Annotated in this window: 21 protein-coding genes; 16 read left to right on the forward strand and 5 right to left on the reverse strand. The window is 38.9% G+C overall.

Annotated features, from left to right (window positions below; all coding sequences use genetic code 11):
• Positions 1-10 precede the first annotated feature (10 nt).
• Together lepA and recQ are read left to right on the forward strand one after the other, a co-directional pair.
• Positions 11-1,849, forward strand: a complete 1,839-nt coding sequence (gene lepA / locus IGI50_RS07225) for a translation elongation factor 4 (protein ID WP_010744692.1) — start codon at positions 11-13, stop codon at positions 1,847-1,849.
• Positions 1,850-1,971: 122 nt separating this feature from the next.
• On the forward strand, positions 1,972-3,723 hold the full coding sequence (gene recQ / locus IGI50_RS07230) for a DNA helicase RecQ (protein ID WP_438776611.1): 1,752 nt from the start codon (positions 1,972-1,974) through the stop codon (positions 3,721-3,723).
• Between the two features lie 122 nt (positions 3,724-3,845).
• On the opposite strand, the gene IGI50_RS07235 is transcribed toward recQ, so the two are convergent.
• Both IGI50_RS07235 and IGI50_RS07240 read right to left on the reverse strand, forming a co-directional pair.
• A complete protein-coding gene (locus IGI50_RS07235) occupies positions 3,846-4,118 on the reverse strand; it encodes a hypothetical protein (protein WP_438776612.1) in 273 nt (90 codons plus the stop codon).
• 189 nt (positions 4,119-4,307) lie between these two features.
• On the reverse strand, positions 4,308-5,126 hold the full coding sequence (locus IGI50_RS07240) for a helix-turn-helix domain-containing protein (protein ID WP_438776613.1): 819 nt from the start codon (positions 5,124-5,126) through the stop codon (positions 4,308-4,310).
• Between the two features lie 469 nt (positions 5,127-5,595).
• On the opposite strand from IGI50_RS07240, the gene IGI50_RS07245 reads away from it, so the two are divergent.
• The 10 genes from IGI50_RS07245 to IGI50_RS07290 all read left to right on the forward strand — a co-directional run bounded on the left by IGI50_RS07245 (position 5,596) and on the right by IGI50_RS07290 (position 15,161).
• The gene (locus tag IGI50_RS07245) at positions 5,596-6,573 is read left to right on the forward strand and encodes a C-terminal binding protein (RefSeq protein WP_438776614.1); all 978 of its coding nucleotides are present in this window, start codon (positions 5,596-5,598) and stop codon (positions 6,571-6,573) included.
• 11 nt (positions 6,574-6,584) lie between these two features.
• Positions 6,585-7,751, forward strand: a complete 1,167-nt coding sequence (locus IGI50_RS07250) for a hypothetical protein (protein WP_311854769.1) — start codon at positions 6,585-6,587, stop codon at positions 7,749-7,751.
• A gap of 32 nt (positions 7,752-7,783) precedes the next feature.
• Complete coding sequence (locus tag IGI50_RS07255; protein WP_218257222.1) at positions 7,784-9,001, forward strand: LeuA family protein; 1,218 nt, start codon at positions 7,784-7,786, stop codon at positions 8,999-9,001.
• A 22-nt stretch (positions 9,002-9,023) separates the two neighbouring features.
• Complete coding sequence (gene buk / locus IGI50_RS07260) at positions 9,024-10,088, forward strand: butyrate kinase (RefSeq protein ID WP_311854771.1); 1,065 nt, start codon at positions 9,024-9,026, stop codon at positions 10,086-10,088.
• A gap of 13 nt (positions 10,089-10,101) precedes the next feature.
• Entirely contained in the window at positions 10,102-11,016 is a 915-nt protein-coding gene (locus IGI50_RS07265) for a phosphate acyltransferase (protein ID WP_218257224.1), read from the forward strand.
• Positions 11,017-11,150: 134 nt separating this feature from the next.
• Positions 11,151-11,840, forward strand: a complete 690-nt coding sequence (locus tag IGI50_RS07270) for an alpha/beta hydrolase family protein (RefSeq protein ID WP_438776616.1) — start codon at positions 11,151-11,153, stop codon at positions 11,838-11,840.
• A gap of 130 nt (positions 11,841-11,970) precedes the next feature.
• Positions 11,971-12,654: a helix-turn-helix domain-containing protein gene (locus IGI50_RS07275; RefSeq protein WP_010745472.1), complete on the forward strand. Its 684-nt coding sequence runs from the start codon at positions 11,971-11,973 to the stop codon at positions 12,652-12,654.
• Complete coding sequence (locus tag IGI50_RS07280) at positions 12,633-13,553, forward strand: IS3 family transposase (RefSeq protein WP_438777557.1); 921 nt, start codon at positions 12,633-12,635, stop codon at positions 13,551-13,553. Before IGI50_RS07275 ends, IGI50_RS07280 begins: the two co-directional genes overlap by 22 nt.
• Before the next feature lie 542 nt (positions 13,554-14,095).
• Positions 14,096-14,479, forward strand: a complete 384-nt coding sequence (locus tag IGI50_RS07285) for a hypothetical protein (protein ID WP_218257226.1) — start codon at positions 14,096-14,098, stop codon at positions 14,477-14,479.
• Positions 14,480-14,519: 40 nt separating this feature from the next.
• A complete protein-coding gene (locus IGI50_RS07290; RefSeq protein WP_218257227.1) occupies positions 14,520-15,161 on the forward strand; it encodes a DUF2922 domain-containing protein in 642 nt (213 codons plus the stop codon).
• Between the two features lie 147 nt (positions 15,162-15,308).
• Here IGI50_RS07290 and IGI50_RS07295 read toward each other — a convergent pair whose 3' ends face one another.
• Both IGI50_RS07295 and IGI50_RS07300 read right to left on the reverse strand, forming a co-directional pair.
• A complete protein-coding gene (locus IGI50_RS07295) occupies positions 15,309-16,652 on the reverse strand; it encodes a DUF1576 domain-containing protein (protein ID WP_218257228.1) in 1,344 nt (447 codons plus the stop codon).
• A 14-nt stretch (positions 16,653-16,666) separates the two neighbouring features.
• Positions 16,667-17,431, reverse strand: a complete 765-nt coding sequence (locus IGI50_RS07300; protein ID WP_218257229.1) for a DeoR/GlpR family DNA-binding transcription regulator — start codon at positions 17,429-17,431, stop codon at positions 16,667-16,669.
• A 254-nt stretch (positions 17,432-17,685) separates the two neighbouring features.
• Between IGI50_RS07300 and IGI50_RS07305 the strand changes: the two genes are divergently transcribed.
• The 3 genes from IGI50_RS07305 to IGI50_RS07315 are packed head-to-tail and all read left to right on the forward strand — an operon-like array spanning position 17,686 to position 19,095.
• Positions 17,686-18,195, forward strand: a complete 510-nt coding sequence (locus IGI50_RS07305) for a MarR family winged helix-turn-helix transcriptional regulator (RefSeq protein ID WP_311854776.1) — start codon at positions 17,686-17,688, stop codon at positions 18,193-18,195.
• Positions 18,192-18,698, forward strand: coding sequence for a flavodoxin domain-containing protein (locus tag IGI50_RS07310; RefSeq protein ID WP_438776617.1), 507 nt, complete (start codon positions 18,192-18,194; stop codon positions 18,696-18,698). The genes IGI50_RS07305 and IGI50_RS07310 overlap by 4 nt, the downstream gene beginning before the upstream one ends.
• Positions 18,699-18,714: 16 nt before the next feature.
• Positions 18,715-19,095, forward strand: a complete 381-nt coding sequence (locus IGI50_RS07315) for an FMN-binding protein (protein WP_438776618.1) — start codon at positions 18,715-18,717, stop codon at positions 19,093-19,095.
• Positions 19,096-19,169: 74 nt separating this feature from the next.
• On the opposite strand, the gene IGI50_RS07320 is transcribed toward IGI50_RS07315, so the two are convergent.
• Entirely contained in the window at positions 19,170-19,877 is a 708-nt protein-coding gene (locus IGI50_RS07320) for a GntR family transcriptional regulator (RefSeq protein WP_438776619.1), read from the reverse strand.
• Between the two features lie 166 nt (positions 19,878-20,043).
• On the opposite strand from IGI50_RS07320, the gene IGI50_RS07325 reads away from it, so the two are divergent.
• Positions 20,044-21,027: a sugar isomerase gene (locus IGI50_RS07325; protein ID WP_438776620.1), complete on the forward strand. Its 984-nt coding sequence runs from the start codon at positions 20,044-20,046 to the stop codon at positions 21,025-21,027.
• Positions 21,028-21,156: the final 129 nt, after the last annotated feature.

Genomic DNA, 21,156 nt, shown 5'->3' on the forward strand with positions numbered 1-21,156 from the left:
AGGAACTTTGATGAATATAGAAGAAATGAAGAAACGCCAAGAAATGATTCGAAACTTTTCGATCATTGCCCATATCGATCACGGCAAATCTACGCTGGCTGACCGAATCTTAGAACAAACCAATACTGTAAGTTCCCGTGAAATGCAAGAGCAGTTGTTAGACTCAATGGATCTTGAACGTGAGCGGGGAATTACGATTAAGTTAAATGCTGTTGAGTTGCATTATACAGCTAATGATGGACAAACCTATATTTTCCATTTGATCGACACACCAGGACACGTCGATTTTACTTATGAAGTATCGCGAAGCTTAGCTGCCTGTGAAGGAGCCGTTTTAGTTGTTGATGCTGCGCAAGGAATCGAAGCACAAACACTAGCAAATGTTTATTTAGCTTTAGATAATGATCTGGAGATTTTGCCTGTTATCAACAAAATCGACCTTCCAGCCGCTGACCCAGAACGCGTGCGCAAAGAAATCGAGGACGTAATCGGTATTGATGCCGAAGATGCTGTTTTAGCCAGCGCGAAAACGGGAATTGGTATCAGCGAAATTTTAGAACAAATCGTAACAAATGTTCCTGCACCAAGCGGTGATTTAGAAGCACCACTTAAAGCCTTGATCTTTGACTCGGTCTACGACAGTTATCGTGGTGTCGTTTTGAATGTTCGGATCACTGACGGTATTGTTCGACCGGGTGACAAAATTCAATTGATGAGTAACGGAAAAACTTTCGACGTAACCGAAGTAGGGGTTTTCTCACCAAAAGCAGTCCAGCGCGATTACTTAATGGTGGGGGATGTTGGCTATATTACTGCCAGCATCAAATCTGTTCAAGATACTCGTGTCGGGGATACAGTGACTCTTGCCAATAATCCAGCGGAAAAAGCCCTTGATGGGTATCGCAAAATGAACCCGATGGTATTCTGCGGATTGTACCCAATCGATACATCTCGCTACAATGATTTACGGGAAGCACTGGAAAAATTACAATTAAATGATGCGGCGTTGCAATTTGAACCAGAGACTTCTCAAGCTTTAGGCTTCGGCTTCCGTTGCGGTTTCTTAGGTTTGTTGCACATGGATGTTGTGCAGGAGCGTTTGGAACGTGAATTCAATTTGGAATTGATTACAACTGCTCCATCAGTTATTTATCACGTAAACCTAACAGATGGCACACAATTAGTGGTAGATAACCCGTCTGACTTTCCAGATCCATCTAAAATTCAAAACGTGGAAGAACCTTTTGTTAAGGCAAATATCATGGTTCCAAATGACTACGTGGGTGCGGTAATGGAGCTTTCGCAGCGTAAACGTGGAGAGTTTATCACGATGGATTACTTGGATGATTATCGGGTAAATGTAGTCTACAATATTCCGCTGTCAGAAATCGTTTTTGATTTCTTTGATAAATTAAAATCAAGCACTAAAGGATATGCTTCATTGGATTACGAAATGGCGGACTACCGCGAGAGCCGCTTAGTGAAAATGGATATTCTGTTAAACGCTGAAAAAGTCGATGCTTTAAGCTTTATCGTTCACCGTGAATTTGCTCAAGAACGCGGACGTGCAATCGTTGATAAGTTAAAAACGTTGATTCCGCGTCAACAATTCGAAGTGCCTATCCAAGCGACAATCGGAACAAAAATTGTTGCTCGTACTGATATCAAGGCTTTACGTAAAAACGTATTGGCGAAATGCTACGGTGGGGATGTTTCCCGTAAGCGTAAATTGCTAGAGAAACAAAAAGAAGGTAAAAAACGAATGAAACAAATCGGCTCAGTCGAAGTCCCTCAGGAAGCCTTCATGGCCGTTCTGAAAATGGATGAGGATGAACCGAAGAAGAAATAAAAAGATTTTTCACATTCGATAGTGCATATTTTTTGAGGCGGCGGAAGAGACTCTCCGTCGCCTCATTTTTCAGTACATATTATTTTTTAAGTAGAACCAACAGTTAGAGAGAGGATATCAGCATGGATCGAATGAAGGAACTATTAGCAGAAAAATTTGGCTATACGCAATTTAGAAGCGGCCAGAAAGAAATTATTCAAAAGGTTCTGCAAAAGGAAAATGTCTTAGGCATCATGCCGACTGGTGGTGGGAAGTCCATTTGCTATCAATTACCGGCATTGGTATTGGAAGGATTGACCTTAGTCATTTCTCCCTTGATTTCCTTGATGAAGGACCAAGTAGACAGTTTGAATGAGATTGGGATTCCCGCGGCTTTTATCAATAGTACGTTATCCAATTTGGAGATGAATGATCGCTTGCGGCAAGCGGCTCGTGGTGAGATCAAATTATTATACGTTGCGCCTGAACGTTTGGAATCAGCGGACTTTCGTGAGTTATTACGTTACGTTCCCATTGAGCTGTTAGCAGTGGATGAAGCCCATTGTATTTCACAGTGGGGACACGACTTTCGGCCGAGCTACCTAAAGTTGGCAGAGACGATCGAAAATTTTGACCAGCAGCCAACCGTCATTGCTTTGACTGCAACAGCGACACCACAGGTAGCAGAGGACATTTCTAGTTTGCTGCATATTGCAAAAGAAAATGAAGTGAAAACAGGATTTGCTCGTGAAAATCTTGCCTTTCAAGTCGTAAAGGAACAAAAGGATCTCTATTTGCTAGAGTATTTAAAATTGAACAAAGGACAATCTGGGATCATTTATGCTTCTACTCGTAAGGAAGTTGATCGCTTATATCATTTATTGAAGCATCAAGAATTCGCTGTAGGAAAGTATCATGGTGGCTTGACTCCAGATGAGCGATTGAAGAATCAGGAAGATTTTCTATTTGATCGGATCGAAGTAATGATCGCGACAAATGCTTTTGGCATGGGAATAAATAAAAGCAATGTACGATTCGTTATTCATGCACAAATCCCTGGTAATTTGGAGTCTTATTATCAAGAGGCTGGTCGTGCCGGAAGGGATGGCTTACCCAGTGAGGCTGTCTTACTGTATGCGCCTCAAGATATTCAGATTCAGCATTATTTTATTGAGCAATCCCAATCAGAAATTACGTATCAGCAAAACGAATATACCAAATTACGCGAGATGAATCAGTATGCCCACACGCAGATGTGTTTGCAGCGTTATATTTTAAAGTATTTTGGAGAAGATCAGCCGGATTGCGGCAGATGCAGTAATTGTCTGGATGAGCGGGAGCAGGTCGATATTACCATCGAAGCGCAAAAGGTGTTGTCCTGTGTGAAGCGAATGGGGGAAAAGTTCGGCAAAGCGTTAGTTGCCAAAGTTTTGACTGGATCAAATGATCAAAAAATCAATCAATGGAAGTTTCATCAACTACCAACTTATGGATTGATGAAGGAGCATTCTCAAAAGGAAGTAGCTAATTTGATCGATTACCTCACTGCAGAACAGTATCTGGTCCCATCAAAAGGGCAATACCCATTGCTCTCTGTGTCTGAACAAGGAATCTCAGTGCTGCTAGGCAAAAAAGAAGTCTATCGTAAGCAGGCACCAGTGAAGCAATTAGTGGCGGATGATGAACTTTTTGAAAAATTACGAAGCCTGCGTTCACAATTGGCACAAGAAAAAAATCTACCGCCATACGTTATTTTCTCAGACAAAACATTAACAGAATTGGCGGAAAAACGGCCTCAAACATCCTTAGAATTCTTGCAGATTAAAGGGGTAGGGAAGAGCAAACTTGATAACTATGGCGAACAGTTTTTGACGCTTTTGAAAAAGGAAAATTAATTGGCAGTGCTCGATTATCTTCATTTTGAGGAGTCGAGCTTTTTTGTTGATCAAAAAAGCACACGCATGAGGATACACTTCATGCATATGCTTTTTAATAGTCTATTATTTTAAAGTCAATATTAATGTGTTTCAAAGATTTGAGGCACGATGGTATCGATTTTTAGCAACTCTTCTTCAGAAAGAGTTTTGCCATCTTTCCGCCAAATGCTGATTCGGCGATGATCCTTTTCAAGGGCATAGTTCTCAGTGACGTATTTTGCTCGCGGATTATTTAATAGATTTTTGATGAAGAGCGCTCGCAGCTGACTAATCGTTAAGCCATTTTCTCCCTGCAGATAGAAGGGAGACTCGAAGTGATAAACACGATGATCAGAAGAAATAGTTCCACGCATAATTTTCTCCTTTCCAATATTCCTTTCAATTATTCTATCAATAAATAGTTAATATAAAAATAGAAATTTAGAAATTATAATTAATCTACAAATTTTGGATATTTCATACAGAAAATGGTCGAAATAAATTGAAGGAAAAAAGGTCTATCTAAACGGTTATAACCGTAGATAGACCTTTTTTTACAAATATCAAGCGAGCCTTTCATAAAACCAGAGTAATTGGGTTTCTTCCTGACTTTCATTGCACCAGCTGTGATTTTCTTTTGAGCTGTAACTTAAGCAGTCCCCTTCCTCTAGATAATAAACGGTGTTTTCTCCTATGGTAAATGTCACTTTGCCAGACAGTACGAATACGATTTCATTTCCCGGGTGGGGCTGAAGCGTTGGTCGTTTCGATCCAGGCTGCAGTGTATAAAGCATAAAAGAGAGTCGAGAATTATTTTGATTTAACAGATTTTCAATGGATAGACCGCCTTCTTCGTCTATTATTTGAACACGATGCTCCTTTTTTACCAACTGTGAGGTTTCTTCAGGATCAGTTGAAATATAATAAAGAACATTTTCCCCGTAATAATCAGCAATTTTTTTTAATACCTCGATACTGGGATTTACCTGCATATTCTCGATTTTTGATAAATAGGAAGTGGAGATCCCAACCGCGTCGGCAACCTCCTTGATTGTTTTATTTTGGGCTTGGCGGCTTTCTTTCCATTTTTCACTGAGAAAACTTTTAGTTAAGGCGTTTTCTTCGGAAGGATTTGTTTCGTTCAAGCTGTACGAATCTACCATCATTTTCACGGCCTGTGTTCCCATTTTCATGTCTACGGACCAATTTTTTATTTTCATCAACATTTCGATATCATGTTGGTCAAAGATTCGATAGCCATTTTCACTTCGTTTAGCAGTAAAAAAACCGTTTTGTTCCCAATTTCTAATAGTAGCTGGGACGACCTCAAGTATTTTGGCAACTTCTTGTATCTTAAAGTAAATATTATTAGATGTTAACATCGAAGAGCTCCTTTATTCAAACTAACAAATTTAGTTATCGGGTAGTCATTTAGATAGTTACGTTTTTTTGTGTTCTAAGGCACTCTTAATTTTAAAGTAGTTTGACTATCTTTGTCAACGAACCTTATAAACGGGAAGAAACATCTAGAAAAAAGCGAAATACGATAATTATTTTTTGTTCTTTATTACCGGATGTAATGTCTTTCGAGATGTTCTTTCACAAAGAGATGAAAAGATGATATCTCTCGATCTAGTTAGCTTTTTTGTGTCATTGTTATGAGTGAGAAGAGGTTATTTTTTTAAAATCAGGAATTCCATTTATTGTTAGTGAATTTCTTAACTTGTAAAAAGGTATTTACAAAGTTAAGAAAATACCTTACGATGTTTTTGAAAACGTATTCATAAATACTTTGCGCAAAGTTCATTGAATCATTTCATCATTCTTTTTCGAAAAAAGGGAGGCTTTTTTATGAAAGTTGTACTGTTGGATTCACAGGTGATTAGTGGATACGATTATGCCATTGAACGAAAGATTGTTGAGGATGCTGGGTTTGAATTTGTTATGGGAACTTGTCAAAGTGAAGACGAAGTAATAGAAAAGTATAGTGATGCAGACGCTATTTTAAACATAGCGACGAAAATGACTGAAAAAAGTATCGGTCAGTTAACAAACTGTAAGGTGATGATCCGTTACGGGATTGGTGTCAATGAGTTTGATATGGATGCCGCAAATAAAATGGGAATCAGAATTTGTAACGTAACCACCTATTGTATATCCGAAGTTGCCATTCATTCGACAGCATTGGCCCTAGCATTAACTAGACAACTAAAACATTTTGATGATGCTGTTGGACGAGGGGTCTGGAATCAAGAACTTGGGAAGAAAATGCGTCGTCCATCTGCTCAAACAGTTGGATTAGTTGGCTTTGGAAATATCTCAAGACAAATTTCTCGTAATTTTCAAGGTTTGGGTTATACCGTAATCGCCTATGATCCATATGTTTCAGCAGAAGTCTTCAAAGAAAATGGGGTCCAACAGGTTGAACTTGATGCCTTGTATGCACAGTCAGATATCCTCTCTCTGCATCTTCCTGAAACGAAAGATACAGCCGGTATGATCAATGCTGAAGCATTCAAAAAGATGAAGGATGGCATTATTTTGATCAACGCTGCTCGTGGTGGTTTGATTGTTACCAATGATCTCATCGACGCGCTAAAAAGTGGAAAAGTTGGAGGTGCTGGATTAGATACACTGGCGGAAGAACCAATGAAGGATGTATCAAACCCATTAGTGGGAATGAAGAATGTGATTCTTACTCCCCACATCGCCTATAATTCTGCTGAAGCAAATCAAGAACTCTTTGCTTCGGTAGCACAAACGGCAGTAGACGTACTGGAAGGAAAGAACCCACCAAATATCTTGAATAAGAAGGCATTGAATTTATAAGGAGCAGCGAAATGGAAAAAAAAGAAAGCACGTTTCAAAGTTTGCTCGTTTCTTTTGGATTAGCCTCTGTCTGGTTCGGGATTTATATTGGTCCGGGATTTTCAGGCGGAGCGCAGCTTGTCAGTTTCTTCGTAGGACAGTCATGGCTAGGGGTATTTATTGGTCCGCTTTTTACGACAACTATCGCAGGAGTGATTTGCTACCTTGTGCTGGAGTACTGTCGCACCTTTGAACTTTATGATTTCCGTTCTTTTTATGACCGTGTTTTTGGAAAGTTCAATTTCTTTTTTGCTAATGTCAAAGAATTTTCAGCAATACTGGCTTGTATTACGATTTCTGCATTGACCTTTGCTACTGGAGGACGTTTACTGTCAGAATTTTTTAAGGTTTCGGCTGTGGCAATGGGGCTCTTGACCTTTGGAATAGTGATTCTGTTGATTCTTGCTGGACAGAAAATTGTTTTACGTTCAGCTTCCTTCATTGCTATCGCATTGATCCTTTTGATTAGTTATATCGCAGTGCGAGGTGTCCCTGCTTCTTGGGAAGGGATGAGTACTTATGTGGCTAATCGAACGATGAATGCGCCAATGTCACAAGTTCTCATGCAAATCGTTCTCTACATCAACATTATGGTCGCCTTTATAGATGCGGTGATCCCTGCTTCCAAAGGACAGGTGAAAACGAGAAAGCACTCTATAGGAACAGCGGTTCTAGGGAGTTTGATGGTATTTATTTCAACAATTGCCATGAATATTATTTTTGCGGCGGGGATGCCAAATGTCGCAGGGGAAGATTTACCTACTCTATGGAGTCTAAATCATATTATTGGAGCAGGTTTTACGGTGCGTTTGTTGTATACGGCAATTGCTTACCTAGCAGTTTTATCTACTGGAGCCGGATACTTATATGGGATGATTGAACGTTATCAATTGCTTGTTCACAAAGTTTGGAAAAATTCTAGCTATAATGCACGAAGAATTTTACTTGTAGGCATTTTAACGATTTTGGCTTTCTATTTTGGACGAGCTGGTATTCCGCAAATCGTTACAACTGCCTACGGAATTATTGGTCGAATCAATATTCCGCTTTTTGAAATTCCATTTTTAGTTATATTACCTTATCAATTATACAAATATCAGAAAAATAAGATTTCTACTGAAATTGAGTTATCAGAATAAAACTATTATAAAGAATTAAGGAGGAAAAGTAGATGGGTTTTAGAGAAGAAGGAAAATGGTGGGTAAGTCCCTCAAATTATGATGAAAAGGTGACAAATCAATTCAAATTTGTTGATCAGATCCAATTTTTAGATACGACGCTTCGTGATGGTGAGCAACAACCAGGGATTGTTTTAACCAAAGAAGAAAAAGTTGAAATTGCTAAAAAATTGGATGCAGTAGGTGTTCATCGGATTGAAGCGGGAACCCCAGCAGTAACTCAAGAAGATGCGGACGCTATCAAAGAAATCACTAGTTTGGGATTGAAGGCGGATATTTATTGTTTTGTTCGAAATATGGTAAAGGATATGGAATTAGCCAAAGAATGTGGAGTAGATGGTGTAGTTGCAGAAATTCCTGGAAGTGAACATTTACTTGCTAAAGGAATCAAATGGGGCGCGGAAAAAGCGATAAAATCAGCGATCGAGGCAACAGCAAAGGCACACGAACTGGGCTTAAAGGTACTATTCTTCCCGGCAGATGGCTCACGTGCAAGCATGGACTTTCTGATGGACACTGTTCAAGCAATTGTTGATGGCGGTGGTCATATGGATTCTCTGGCATTAGTTGATACCTTTGGTGCATTATCACCAGAAGGTGCACGTTTGAGAATTTCACAATTAATTGAGCGTTTTCCAGGCACCCCGATTGAGTGTCACTTCCATGACGATTTCGGATTAGGAACAGCTACTTCCTTGGCTGGTTTATCAGCAGGTGCTTCGGCAGTTCACGTTACAGTGAATGGTATTGGTGAACGAGCTGGATCAGCACAGCTTGAGCAAGTAGCTTTGTCATTGGAAGCATTATATGGACAAGACACGGGCTTGGACTTATCTAAATTGAAAGATTTATCGGATACAGTGGCTCGTTTGGCACGCGAACCTATCAATCCGACGGCACCAGTAGTCGGTGATGCGATTTTTGGTTGGGAAACAGGAATGCCATCTAGCTTATGGGAAAATGCACGTAAGTCGGATCCTCTTGTTATGCTGCCTTATCGTTGGGATCTTGTAGGTAACCGAGAACCAGTCTTGGATTTAGGAAAGAAATCAGGAAAAGACAATTTGCGTGTTTGGTTAGAACGTTATGATCTGACTGTTGAAGAAGACAAGAAAATGGATCTGTTAATGGCTGTGAAGGCCAAAGGAATTGCCCTCCATCGAACATTAAATGAAGCAGAATTTAGAGAATTAGTCGCAGATTTTCAATAAATAGGAAAGTTGGCTGCTTGAGATGAAAGCATTGATAATGAACTTAGGAGGAACTTCTACAAAAGTTGCCATTTATGTTGGAAATAAAAAGATTTTAAGCGACACGATTCGCCATCCTGCAAAAGAGACTGAAGGATACAAAAGGATTTGGGAGCAGTACGATTATCGAAAACAAGGAATTCTTGATTTTCTAAAGAATCATCAACTCTCGATTCATGATATTGAGTTATTCATTTCTCGGGGGCCGTCAGTAAAGCCACTGGAATCTGGCGTCTACGAAGTGAATGAAGCGATGGTAGCTGATGCGAGATCGGGAGATTATGGGCAGCATGTATGCAATTTAGGTTGTGGGATTGCCTTGGATTTTGCGAAGGAAAATGGGAAAATGGCTCTGATTGCAGACCCTCCTTGTGTAGATGAAATGATTCCGATTGCCCGCTATACAGGACTTCCACAAATCGCTCGTCACAGTTATTTTCAAGCGTTAAGTCATAAAGCTTTCGGCAGATTTATTGCTTCCAAGATGGATAAGAAGTATGAGGAAATCAATATCGTCATTACCCATCTCGGATCGGGTATCTCCTGTGGAACCCATAAAAAAGGCAAAGTAATCGATATTACAAATGGCTTAGATGGGGATGCGCCATTTGGAATGGATCGTAGTGGGACACTTCCAGCAGCAGATTGGAAAAAAATGATTCAGTCAGAGAAATATACCAATGATGAATTAGACTATATGTTAAATGGCGGTGGCGGTTTAATGGCTCATCTAGGTACAAACAATGGAGAAGAAATTGAAAGAAGGATAATGAAGGGAGACACTCAAGCGCAAGAGGTTTTTGAGGCAATGGCCTTTCAAGTATCTAAAGCTATCGGTGCAGCGGCCGCCGCAATGGGGGAGCAGCCTGATGCGATTGGTATCACTGGAGGATTAGCAAATTCTGAACGCTTTGTCGATTTTGTTAAGAAACATGTTTGGTGGATGGCTCCGATTTTTGTTAAACCGGATATTGATGAGCTTGACGCATTAAGCGCCGTATGTATACCGGCTTATTCAGGTGATATTGAAGTAAAAGAGTATAAATAAGGCAGGTGATACGATGCAAATAAAAACATTCAAGGAACTGCATGCAAAAATACGAGAACTAGATCCGTTAAAAATCGTCATTGCGATGGCAGATGAGGAAGAGGTTTTATTGGCAGATCGAGCAACAAAAGAGGGAATCGCAACTTTTACTTTAATCGGGAACGAAAGTCGTATTCAAGAGCTTTTGAAAAAAAGAGGAATAGAATCTGCCAACTTTGATATCATCAATGAACCAAAGTCGAAGCATGCTGCTAAGCTAGCAATAAAAATGGTTAAGGAGCAGCAGGCGGATATTCCAATGAAGGGATTGCTGCATACTTCCGAGTTTATGGGAGCGATTCTAAACAAAGCAGAAGGTTTCGAAAGAATCAAACGAATTAGTCAAATAACGATCTTTCAAGATCATACCCATACTTTAAAATTTTTAACGGATTGCGCGATTAATATTGAGCAAAATTTATCGGTGAAGAAGGATATCATTGAGAACGCTGTTTCTGTGGGGCATTCGTTCGGTATTTCTCACCCGAAGGTCGCATTATTAAGCGCAGTGGAGACTGTCAGCGAAAAAATGCCTGATACAACATTGGGAGCAATCCTGGTCCAAATGAATAACCGAGGACAAATAAAAGATTGTGTGATTGATGGCCCGCTTTCACTGGATAATGCGATTTCGAAAGAAGCAGCTGACATTAAAGGAATCCACAGCTCAGTGGCTGGAGCAGCAGATATCCTTGTAGGTTCTTCTTTGCAAGAGGCCAACACTTTAAGCAAAGCACTTCACTTTTACGCAGGATTTGAAACGGCATCCATGATTGTAGGTACTCAGGAACCTTTTATTATGACCTCAAGAACCGATGCTTTACAGAATAAAGTAAATTCAATCGCCGCGACTTGTTGGCTTTATCAGAAACAAAAAGGGATAAAGTAAACGTTCAGCATCTAGGTTATGGTCAAAAGTCCATTTGGCTGTAACCTAGTTTTTTATGAGAAAGCCACTTTAATCCAATAAGCATGGTACAATTTACTTAAGATACGAAAACGATCAATAGGATGGTGAGAACGTTGAAAAAATATCCCTATCAAAAGGAAGAAGACTGCGTTATTCAAATCGCTGAACCTGAAGTCATGGAGAAGGATCAAGTAATTGTTCTGATTCATGGTGGGTATTGGAGACAGGAAAAAAGTTTGGAGACATTAACCAAGATGCAAACTTTTTTTGTTACGCAGGGCTATTTAGTTTGCAATATTGAATATCGCCGCGGAAAAAAGAATCTATGGCCTACCCCTCTAAATGATGTGAAAACTGCGATTCAAAAAATAGAACTATTGTATCCAGCTTATGATATTGTTCTGATTGGTCATTCTGTTGGTGGACAATTGGCGCTTTTGAATGCAGAGAAGAAGCATAAGGTGATTGCATTAGCACCAGTAACCGATCTAATTTACACCAATGAAAATGAACTAGGTGATGCTGCAGTTACGGAATATTTTGGAAATAGCGTGCGTGCAGAAGAGCTCCTTGAGGCTTCTCCTCAAGAGCATCTACCATTAACAGTAGAGAAATGCTTAATTATTCATGGGAGCGACGATGTACGAGTAGACGTGGAAACCACTTTGAATTATTTTAAAAAGAATTTGTTAAGTAAGAATAATATTGAACTGCTTATTCTCCCTCAGATGGCTCATCAGGACATCATCGAGCCAAACCAACAGCATTTTGAGTATATGATAAGTTGGCTGAATCAGGAATAAAAGGAAATTCTCAAATTGGGGAGCTTGTCGCCTAAATAATGTTATTAAACCAGTAAAGCATGATTCTTAATGATATGCTACCCCTAACTAGGACAAAGAAATAATTAAGTCCTAGTTAGGGGTATTTATTATGGGAAAAAGACAGATGAAACTTACTGTGGAAAAACGAGTACAGTTTGTTAAACAGTATTTGAATGGAGAACGAGGATCAGCTCGAACCGCTAAAGAAGCTGGAATTAGTTCCACTACGTTGAAACGATGGTGCGCAATTTATGAAAACGAAGGTCCTGCTGGGTTGATTGCCACAAGAAAGAATAAGGGATATTCAAAGGAACTAAAACTTGAAGCCGTTCTTGATTATCTGAATGGCTCAGACAGCCTATTGAGAGTAGCTAAAAGATACGAATTAAGAAGTACAACTCAACTTCGAGACTGGATTAAGAGATATAATACTCATGGAGACTTCAAATCAGAAAGTGGTGGAAGCAACGTGAGACAAACAAAAAAATTCAGTTTGGAAGAACGTGTAGAAATGGTCCTGTATTGTATCGCAAATGACTATGATTACAGCGGGACCGCAGTCAAATACCAAGTGAAATATGCCAATCTCTACAATTGGGTAAAGCGTTACGAAAAAAAAGGCAAGGCCGGTTTAGAAGATCGTCGTGGACAACGAAAAGCCAAACAAGAAAGTCGCACCCCAGAGGAAGACGCGCAAATCAGAATCGCTCAACTCGAAGAACAAGTAAAATACCAACAGATGGAGATCGACCTGTTAAAAAAAGTAAAGGAATTAGAAAGAAGGGATCGCTAGGACAAGTCAGAAAAGTAGTTGCTTACGAAGCAATCAAAGAACTTCACGAAGAAAAAGCCTATGCCATCTTACCCATGTGTAAAATCATGAGTGTCACTCGTTCGGCTTATTTGCGATGGATCGAACATCCCTATAGTGAACGGACGCTAGAAAACATGGAATTGGCGAAAGTTATACGGATCATTCATAATGAACATCCTGAAAAAGGGTATCGCGGGATTAATAATGACTTGCTTCGAGAACACGATATTCATGTCAATGACAAACGCGTGTTGCGTATCTGCCGACATGAAGGGATTCAGTCGACCATCAAACACTCTGCCAACAGTATTACAAAAGGAGCGAATCATCCCTACCACACCGCCGAAAACATTTTAGATCGTAAGTTTACTGCCGAAGCGCCGAATCAAAAATGGCTAACGGATGTAACGGAATTCAAATATTATGAGGGACCAGAAATCCACAAGGTTTATTTAAGCGCGATTTTAGACCTCTATGATCGTCGGATTGTTTCTTACGTCATTAGTGATACCAATGACCTGAATATTGCCTTTGATACCTTCGATCAAGCAATCGAAACAGAACCTGATGCTCACCCGCTCTTTCATAGCGATCGTGGATTCCAATATACGCATCAGAATTTTTATAACAGAGTCATTGAAGCTGAAATGACGCAAAGCATGTCTCGTGTTGGAAAATGTATCGATAATGGTCCGATGGAAGGGTTTTGGGGAATGATCAAACGAGAAAAATATTACGGCAAGAAATTTACGAGTCGTACAGAACTAGTCACGATGATTGCGAATTATATGGACTATTACAACAATGGGCGCTATCAACGAAAATTACATGTGTTGACACCGATGGAGTATCACAATCTGTATTACGAAGCAGCCTAATCATTCGTGCGTTTCAAACATAAAACGTCCTTTGTTTTGTGTTTGAAACGCATGACCAACCAAGCGGCAGCGCGGTAGTTGTTTCTTAGAAAAGTTAAAAACTACTCTTCAAGAAGCGAAGAGTAGTTCTAAAAATCATTCATTATTTCATTGTCCTATTGACGGGTAGCCCACCATAACGGTCATGCTTTTTTATGTGCGGATTTATTTTTAGAAGTATGATGACAAAAGTAAAATACCAGAAATAGTTAAAGGATAAACAGATAAATTTGAAGGACTAGAAGAACGTATAGTTGATATCTAAGCATGAACCTTCTCAAAAAAGGGGTAAAAAGAATAAATAACACACTTGAACGCTTTATGCTTTTTTCGTTTATTTCAAATTAAAAAAAGAGTTTTTTTGGTTTCGAATGCTTAGTATCCCAAGTTTCTCCGCTTGTGAAAAACCATTTTTTTGAAAAATGTCATTTGACAAGGCTGTTTTTTTAGGATTATAGTCATTGCGTGATCACTGAAAAAAGAGAAAAAAGGAGCTATCGATAATGAAAAAACCGCTATTTACCCCGGAACAACTCTTTAGTCTTAAACCTAAGACGATTGAAAAACGTATGAATCATTATTATCAGGATACTCGTGATGCCAAGTCGACGATCCAATTTTTGGTAGCGCTTCAAGTTCGAGATGAGCTTGGTGGAGAGGACTTCTCCTTCTTTATGAAAGGACTTGTACGCAGAATATTTCTAAAGAGCAAAACTTCTCGTACTTTGCGTCGCTATTATGTTTATTTTAAGGAATATTTTTCTTCAAAAGAATGGAAACTGGTCTACTTGCACTTATTCGCAGCAAAATCATTTATCAAAGAAAAGGTTGAAAAAGTAATGAACCAAGTGATTATGACACCGTTAAGAGGACTAGTAGGCTCTTGAGCGAATATCACAAAAATCTAACGAGAAGGGAAGGAAAGATTTGGTAGAATTGGCCGCAACATTTGAAAATAGTTTTGGTAAAGAACATATCGTACGAGTGAACGATGCAAATACTGAGCTTCCGCCAGAGCAAATCAAAGCCTCTTTAGAGAAATTGACGACCATTAAACTTTTCAGAAAAAAAGGAGCTCGTCTTTTTGATAAATTAGTCACAGCAAGCTTTTTCGAAGAGATAGAAACCATTATTTTCGATACTACGAGTGAAGAAGCCACGTATGAAAGTACGGAACAACTTTCCAGTGACGAAGAAGAGGATGAAATCGAAGCACAAGTGTACAATCAAGGATTAGAAGATACTAGCGTTAGCTCTTTGACTGAGCCTAAATTGACTATGGTTGAAGAAAAAATGATTGAACCAAGTGTATTAAAACGAGTAGTGAGTCTGCCAACAGGTACGACAATTCGTGATTTTTCACAAGAACAGCTGCATTCTTTTGTTTTAACAGTTATACCTGAGAAGGGACATCTCTTAGATGCCCAACTCAATCAGGAAACAGATCCAATGTGTATTGAACTATTCATAAAGTTTGAGGAAAAGGCAAATCAGAAGAATAAAGCATCACCCTTTGGCGCTATTAGGAAGTCTTGGCAACGATTGGGCCGATTCAAAAAACGCTGGTGAAGACGAATATTTAGTATGAATCAAGGCTGATAAGAGTCGATTTCATTTCCGCGGGTGATTTTCGATTCTTCCATTTCCCTGATACCTCACTCAAAAAAAGCAGCTAACTAAGCTACTTAATAGAGTTTTATAGAATGGGTTCAAACGTTAAGATTGATCGTCTCTTGTAATCTTGGACTTGAAAAAGAGCGTTCCTGTCTTTTTCATCCACTTGGTTACCAGTTGTTTTTCGACATGGATGATTCTTAAATGCAGAGACTGAAAATACACTTTTAATTTACTGTTTTTATAAAATTGAACACGAACAAAATCCATTAATAAAACGGTAATCCCACCTGCAAATCCACAATTGTATAGGTTGATGCCTGCAGTCAAGTACTGGGTATTTCTAGTAATCAAGGAAAATATTCCGCCGGAAAGTGTACCTGTCAGCAGCCCGTACTTTCGCGTCATTGGTGAAAGTGTGCTGGCGAAAAGAATAATCACGATGTTGTTGGTCGTGGCCGCGTCTTGATATAGAAGTAAAGCGGTAAGAAAAACACCTAGCGCAGGAAAAAAGAAATAACGAAATTTGAAGTTGTACATGCTGAAGCCCGCAAAGGTCAAAATAGCCCCCACCAAGATTCCGCTTAATGGCACTCTTAGCATAAGAGTAAAAATAATGGCCAAATAGCCATAGAGTGAAAAGCGCGCGATTTTTTTTAGATCCAGAAGCAGATGCTTCGAATGTGCGGCATTTTTTCTGTAGAAGGAAAGAAAAATGAGCAGTGGAAACGTGAATAAGGCGATCAAAAACCAAAGAAGCGGCTGATGATGTTCGAAGGATAACGCATGTGGGACAATTTTAATCGCTAAAACATTTCTTGTCATCAAGTTTCCAAGGACACCGATAAAACCAGCAGAGAACCCCATATTATAAAGATTTAACTCTTTAGTGTGGACTTTCAAAAATTCAAAAATCGGAAGAATTGTGTAACCAATCAACAAACCAGTAATCAATGCAATGACTATATTTAAAAGCAATGAATGATTTGGTGCGCTATAGATCGTGCTCACAATAGGTGAAAGACAGGTACTTAACAGGCCCATTACCAATAAATCTTGTCGTCCTGAATGATGAATCTTCAAATAAATCAGGCAGCCTAGAATGATTGGGGCTGAATTGACAATGTTTTTTCCAAAAAAAGAAAAGCCGGATAGCATCATGATGACAGAAACAGTTAACGAACAAAAATGGTGCTTATGCTTCCGTAAAAGAAAAAGACTACTTAATGTCAATAAGCCGCTATTTAAAAATGCGGAACCCACACCAGCGATGTGGACATAATCTGTAATCAAATTACTAGGTGAGCGAACAATATGCTGCATGCCCACTAACAAATCCTGCGGACTAGCTAGAAAAAAAGCGGCAAGAGTAATTGAACAGCCATAAGTGAATAAGAAAATGAAAATAAGATCAGTGGAAAGCAAAACTTGTCTTGTTTTTCCCAAAGAATGACACTCCTTTAAGTGACTTGAACGACAGTGACCCCCATATGTTGAATCTTAGTTAAAACCTCTTCTGAACTGAATTGATCTGTAATCAAATAGTCAAAGGCAGAAATATCTGCCATTTTAAATTTTGACGTTTGTCCTACTTTGCGATGATCCGCAACCAAAATCTTGCATCTAGTTGTTCTTTGAACCATCATTTCATTGATGGTTGCCTCATTCATGAATTTCGTCGTTACCCCATTTTCAATATCGATTCCACTACAGCCCACTACACAGGTATCGGCATTGATGGAAGATAAAAGATTGATAACCACATCCCCAACTAAAGCTTCTTTAGGAAAACGCATTTCCCCTCCAGTTAAGACAAAATTGTACTCGGGATTTTGAGTAGCATAATTGATTTTTAAATTATTCGTAATGATTGTTAAGTGCTCAGAATGTAAATAGTCCACAGTTTTAATCGCGGTGGAGCTAGAATTGATGAAGACTGTGTCATAATCATGTATGTATTTGCTGGCTTCTTGAGCGAGGGCTTGTTTGATGCGAACCGGACCGGATTGCTCTGTGTCCGGTTTATTTTCGTAATTAAAGATACAATAGCCAAACTTGCGAATGATATCATTTTTTTCTTCCAATAAATGCAGATCTCGACGAATGGTACTAAGGGAAACATCCAGAGCTTCAGATAGTTCTAATGTAGTCATATGCTCCTTTTTTTCCAGTATGTCTAAAATATCTTTATGGCGTTTATCGATATTGATGATTGAATTTTTCAATTAACTTCCCCCTAAAGGAAAAAATTTCAGGCGCTCCTAAGAAGTAAAACGCTTTATATGAGTTTATTATACATTTTTATTGAGCGTAATTATATATAAAATCTTAAAAAAATCAAAAAATCATATAAAAAGGCTTTCTTATGATTGTTTTCTTTTATCACTAAAATAAGACCTAAGGACTATAGATTCTCATTTAAACTCAAGGTAGAATATAGGTAACAAGTTACTTAATTGTGAAGACGGGAGGAATAATAATGTCCATAGAGCGTTTAACCCAAACTTTTAGGGAAGGGCGTGATAACCAGCAACGAGCAATTTTTGCGAGTTTGTTTATTCTTGGCAATCGCCTGCAAACTTCCTTTGATAAGGTAGATCCATTTGTGACAATTAAACAATTTATGGTCCTGATCATGATCAAGCAGGCACCCGGTCAGACCTTGGATCTGACAAGTTGCGGTGAACTTTTAGGCTGTTCAAGGCAAAATGTAAAAAAATTAGCAGTTGCTCTAGAAAAAAAAGAGCTGCTAATACTATCCCGCAGTGAACGTGATAAACGACGACTGGATTTGTTTTTGACGGATAAAGGTGAGGCTTATTTTCAATCAGTTAGTCGGCTGCATGAAAGCGCATTAACCGCTATTTTTGCCGAATATTCAGATGAAGAGTTGGAAGTTTTCTTCTCTATCTTTATGAAAATGTACGCAGGAGTAGAGAAACTAGAAGCGTTAGAGTCGATGGAAGGCAAAAAGGAGGAATTGCGATGAAAAATATAGTCGTTTATGGAACAAAAAAGGGGAGTTCAGAAATCTATGCAAAAGCTTTTGCCAAAGAAAATGACTACCCAATCCTAGAATATACTGATCTCACATCGATGGAACTTGCATCTGTAGATAGGGTTTATTATTTTGGCAGCGTTTATGCTGGAAATATTTTAGGTTTGGAGGAAGTGAAAAAGAAAGTAACAGAAAACCAATCCCTCGTAATTATCTCAGTTGGGCTTACTTCAATTTACGATCAGGAAAAGCTGGAGGAAATTCAACAAGGAATAGTCAAACTTTTTCCAGACGCGGAGCATGTTCATTTAAGAGGAAGACTAGTAAAAGAACAATTGAAACTACCGGAAAAGCTAATCATAAAAATGATTAGTAAAAGCAGCGCCAAGAAGGAAGAGGAGGAAAAATTGGATATTGAAAAAGCGATCGAAGCAGTAGTTAGTGAAGGAAAAGCAGATTATATTGATTTAGCAGAGTTGGTACGGATACCTTAAAGGAGTGAGTCGGAGAATGGGAAAGAAATTAATTATTGTATTACTTATTCTTGTGATCGTTGTTTTATGTGTGAAATTTGGCGCTTCGTATTTAACAAAACAAACATTAAAGAAAGTAACTATTCAGAACGTAGATGTTGCGCAACTAGCAAATGGAGAATATGAAGGAACAGCTAAGATCAGCCCAGTTTCAGCGAAAGTGAATGTGCTTGTCAATGAAGGGAAGATAGCATCGATCAAAATTGAAGATCATATGACAGGATTAGGCAAAGATGGTGAACAAATCGTTAACAAAATTATTGACGAACAGAGTTTGAAAGTGGATGCTATTAGCGGCGCTACCCAAAGTAGTGTGACGATCATTAAAGCGGTCGAAGATGCTTTATCCAAAGAATAGTAACGATTCAGAAGGAACAAAAGTTGATTTGAAAAAAGTGGTGCGCTTCTGATAAAAAGAAGTGCACCACTTTTTTATAGATAGTATTTAAATAAATCAGGAAGATCCACGCGAACGAGCTCTTCTGAAGCGAGAACTAACTGATTCTTTGAATCATAAACAGTCCCTTTATGATGAATAACAGAAAGCCCACTTTGGACATTAAATAACTTGGCTTCTTGATCGGTCAGTTGACTGATTGCCACTTGATTTAGCCCTTTGTATTGCGGCTCAATACTGAAAGAAGCAAGTACTTGGTATAGCGATCCGGACAAATCAGTGTCCAATAAAAAAGTAAAAGCTAATGGGAGGTAGTTTTTTTCCAACATAATCGGCACCCCATCAATTTTACGAAGACGCTCAACTAAAATAGCTTCTTTTGAGTTGAGTAAATCAGCGAAATCTGTGGGTACAGGACATTCGATAACTGAAATCACTTCAGAAGTCAGCTTTTTCCCTTGTTCTAGACAAACTTGCGTTAGTGATAAGGATTTTTGTTGAGTTTCAGCCTGTTCTTTAACAAACGTCCCCTTTCCTTGAAGGCGCATCAAATAGTTTTCTTCTACTAACTCGTCAATCGCCTTTCGTACAGTAATTCTGCTGACAGCGAAGCTTTTTTGAAATTGTGCTTCTGAAAGTAATTTATCGCCGGGCTTCAATTCGCCTTCCTTTATTTGTTTAAGGATGGTTTCTTTTATCTGCAAATAAAGAGGTTTTGTTTCATTAATAATCTTTTGAGCCATTTCTACACCACCTTTTCTTATATTATACGCAAATGCGATCTATATATCAACTTCAATACAAGTTTGAACAAACATCATAAACACATATTGACAAATTTTGCAACACGTACTAAACTTGTATTGTGGATAAGACGCATAGGACTAATAATGAAAGTGAGGAGATAGTATGGAACTAAGAAAAATGATTGAGGAAATCGAAAAAAATAAGAAAGCAACGGGTGGCATCAAAAATGTTATTTGGTTGGCAGCAGGTGGAAGCTATGGAGGGTTCTATCCGGGACACTATTTTTTGGATCAAGAGGCCACGACGCTTCGCTCGAAAAATATTACCAGTAATGAATTTGTTAAAGCACCCCCAGCTTTTGTTGGAGAAAATACTTTAGCTGTTGTTTGTTCAATGCGGGGCACGCCGGAGACGATCGAAGCGGCAAAACTTGCGAAAGAACTTGGGGCAGCCACCTTGGCATTATATGTCGATGAGTCAGAATTAACAGAGGTTTGTGATTACAAAGTTGCTTATGATTCTGTCGCGGTAGACAGCAGCGATTTTTCAAAAACCAACGCCGCTTATGGTTTAAAAATAGCGATGCTGGTGATGGATGTCGTTGAAGGATATGAACATGTGAGTTTGGCAATGGAGAGTTTTGAAGCGGTGGATAGAATCTATAAGCAAGCAGCAGCAGACATTCGCACGAAAGCGATCAAGTGGGCGATGAAAAATCGTGACTCAAAATCTATCCATGTCATGGGCAGCGGCGCAACTTTTGGCGCAGCGTATATTTTCTCTATATGCAACATTATGGAGATGCTGCAAATTGATTCCCCAACAGTCAATTCCTGTGATTTCTTCCACGGACCGTTTGAAGTGATTGATGAAGAAACATCCGTTTTCTTGCTTATCGGTGAAGGAGGCAGTCGATCAAATGACGAGAGAGCTGCACGTTTCTTAGAAGAATTTGGCGGAAGCAAAGTATTCCAATTGGATGCTCGCGACATTGGTCTGAATCAATTTGACCCGAAGGTGAGTGAGCATTTCAATCATTTGCTTTTCTCTCCAATCTTAAACAATGTATTTATGAGGGAATTGGCTTACCAGATCAAAAAGGACTATATGACACGTACTTATATGTGGAAAGCACAATACAACTAATCAAAAAGGCGCTCAGTAGATCAAATTCGATTTGCTGAGCGCCTTCTTTCTCCTACTATTACTATAGAAGAAATAAAACACATTCTTTTGTATTTGCAATAAGGAGTATTGTAGAAGTTTTCTGATTTT

This window comes from Enterococcus sp. DIV0170, assembly GCF_051710765.1.
Lineage (GTDB): Bacteria > Bacillota > Bacilli > Lactobacillales > Enterococcaceae > Enterococcus_A > Enterococcus_A raffinosus.

What these genes read in the sequence shown, in the direction of transcription:
- IGI50_RS07245 (WP_438776614.1), top strand. Translation starts at nt 5,596, where the DNA reads ATGAAAGTTGTACTGTTGGATTCACAGGTGATTAGTGGATACGATTAT.
- IGI50_RS07265 (WP_218257224.1), top strand. Translation starts at nt 10,102, where the DNA reads ATGCAAATAAAAACATTCAAGGAACTGCATGCAAAAATACGAGAACTA.
- recQ (WP_438776611.1), top strand. Translation starts at nt 1,972, where the DNA reads ATGGATCGAATGAAGGAACTATTAGCAGAAAAATTTGGCTATACGCAA.
- buk (WP_311854771.1), top strand. Translation starts at nt 9,024, where the DNA reads ATGAAAGCATTGATAATGAACTTAGGAGGAACTTCTACAAAAGTTGCC.
- IGI50_RS07275 (WP_010745472.1), top strand. Translation starts at nt 11,971, where the DNA reads ATGGGAAAAAGACAGATGAAACTTACTGTGGAAAAACGAGTACAGTTT.
- IGI50_RS07250 (WP_311854769.1), top strand. Translation starts at nt 6,585, where the DNA reads ATGGAAAAAAAAGAAAGCACGTTTCAAAGTTTGCTCGTTTCTTTTGGA.
- IGI50_RS07240 (WP_438776613.1), bottom strand. Translation starts at nt 5,126, where the DNA reads ATGTTAACATCTAATAATATTTACTTTAAGATACAAGAAGTTGCCAAA.
- IGI50_RS07310 (WP_438776617.1), top strand. Translation starts at nt 18,192, where the DNA reads ATGAAAAATATAGTCGTTTATGGAACAAAAAAGGGGAGTTCAGAAATC.
- lepA (WP_010744692.1), top strand. Translation starts at nt 11, where the DNA reads ATGAATATAGAAGAAATGAAGAAACGCCAAGAAATGATTCGAAACTTT.
- IGI50_RS07325 (WP_438776620.1), top strand. Translation starts at nt 20,044, where the DNA reads ATGGAACTAAGAAAAATGATTGAGGAAATCGAAAAAAATAAGAAAGCA.
- IGI50_RS07255 (WP_218257222.1), top strand. Translation starts at nt 7,784, where the DNA reads ATGGGTTTTAGAGAAGAAGGAAAATGGTGGGTAAGTCCCTCAAATTAT.
- IGI50_RS07235 (WP_438776612.1), bottom strand. Translation starts at nt 4,118, where the DNA reads ATGCGTGGAACTATTTCTTCTGATCATCGTGTTTATCACTTCGAGTCT.
- IGI50_RS07305 (WP_311854776.1), top strand. Translation starts at nt 17,686, where the DNA reads ATGTCCATAGAGCGTTTAACCCAAACTTTTAGGGAAGGGCGTGATAAC.
- IGI50_RS07315 (WP_438776618.1), top strand. Translation starts at nt 18,715, where the DNA reads ATGGGAAAGAAATTAATTATTGTATTACTTATTCTTGTGATCGTTGTT.
- IGI50_RS07320 (WP_438776619.1), bottom strand. Translation starts at nt 19,877, where the DNA reads ATGGCTCAAAAGATTATTAATGAAACAAAACCTCTTTATTTGCAGATA.
- IGI50_RS07285 (WP_218257226.1), top strand. Translation starts at nt 14,096, where the DNA reads ATGAAAAAACCGCTATTTACCCCGGAACAACTCTTTAGTCTTAAACCT.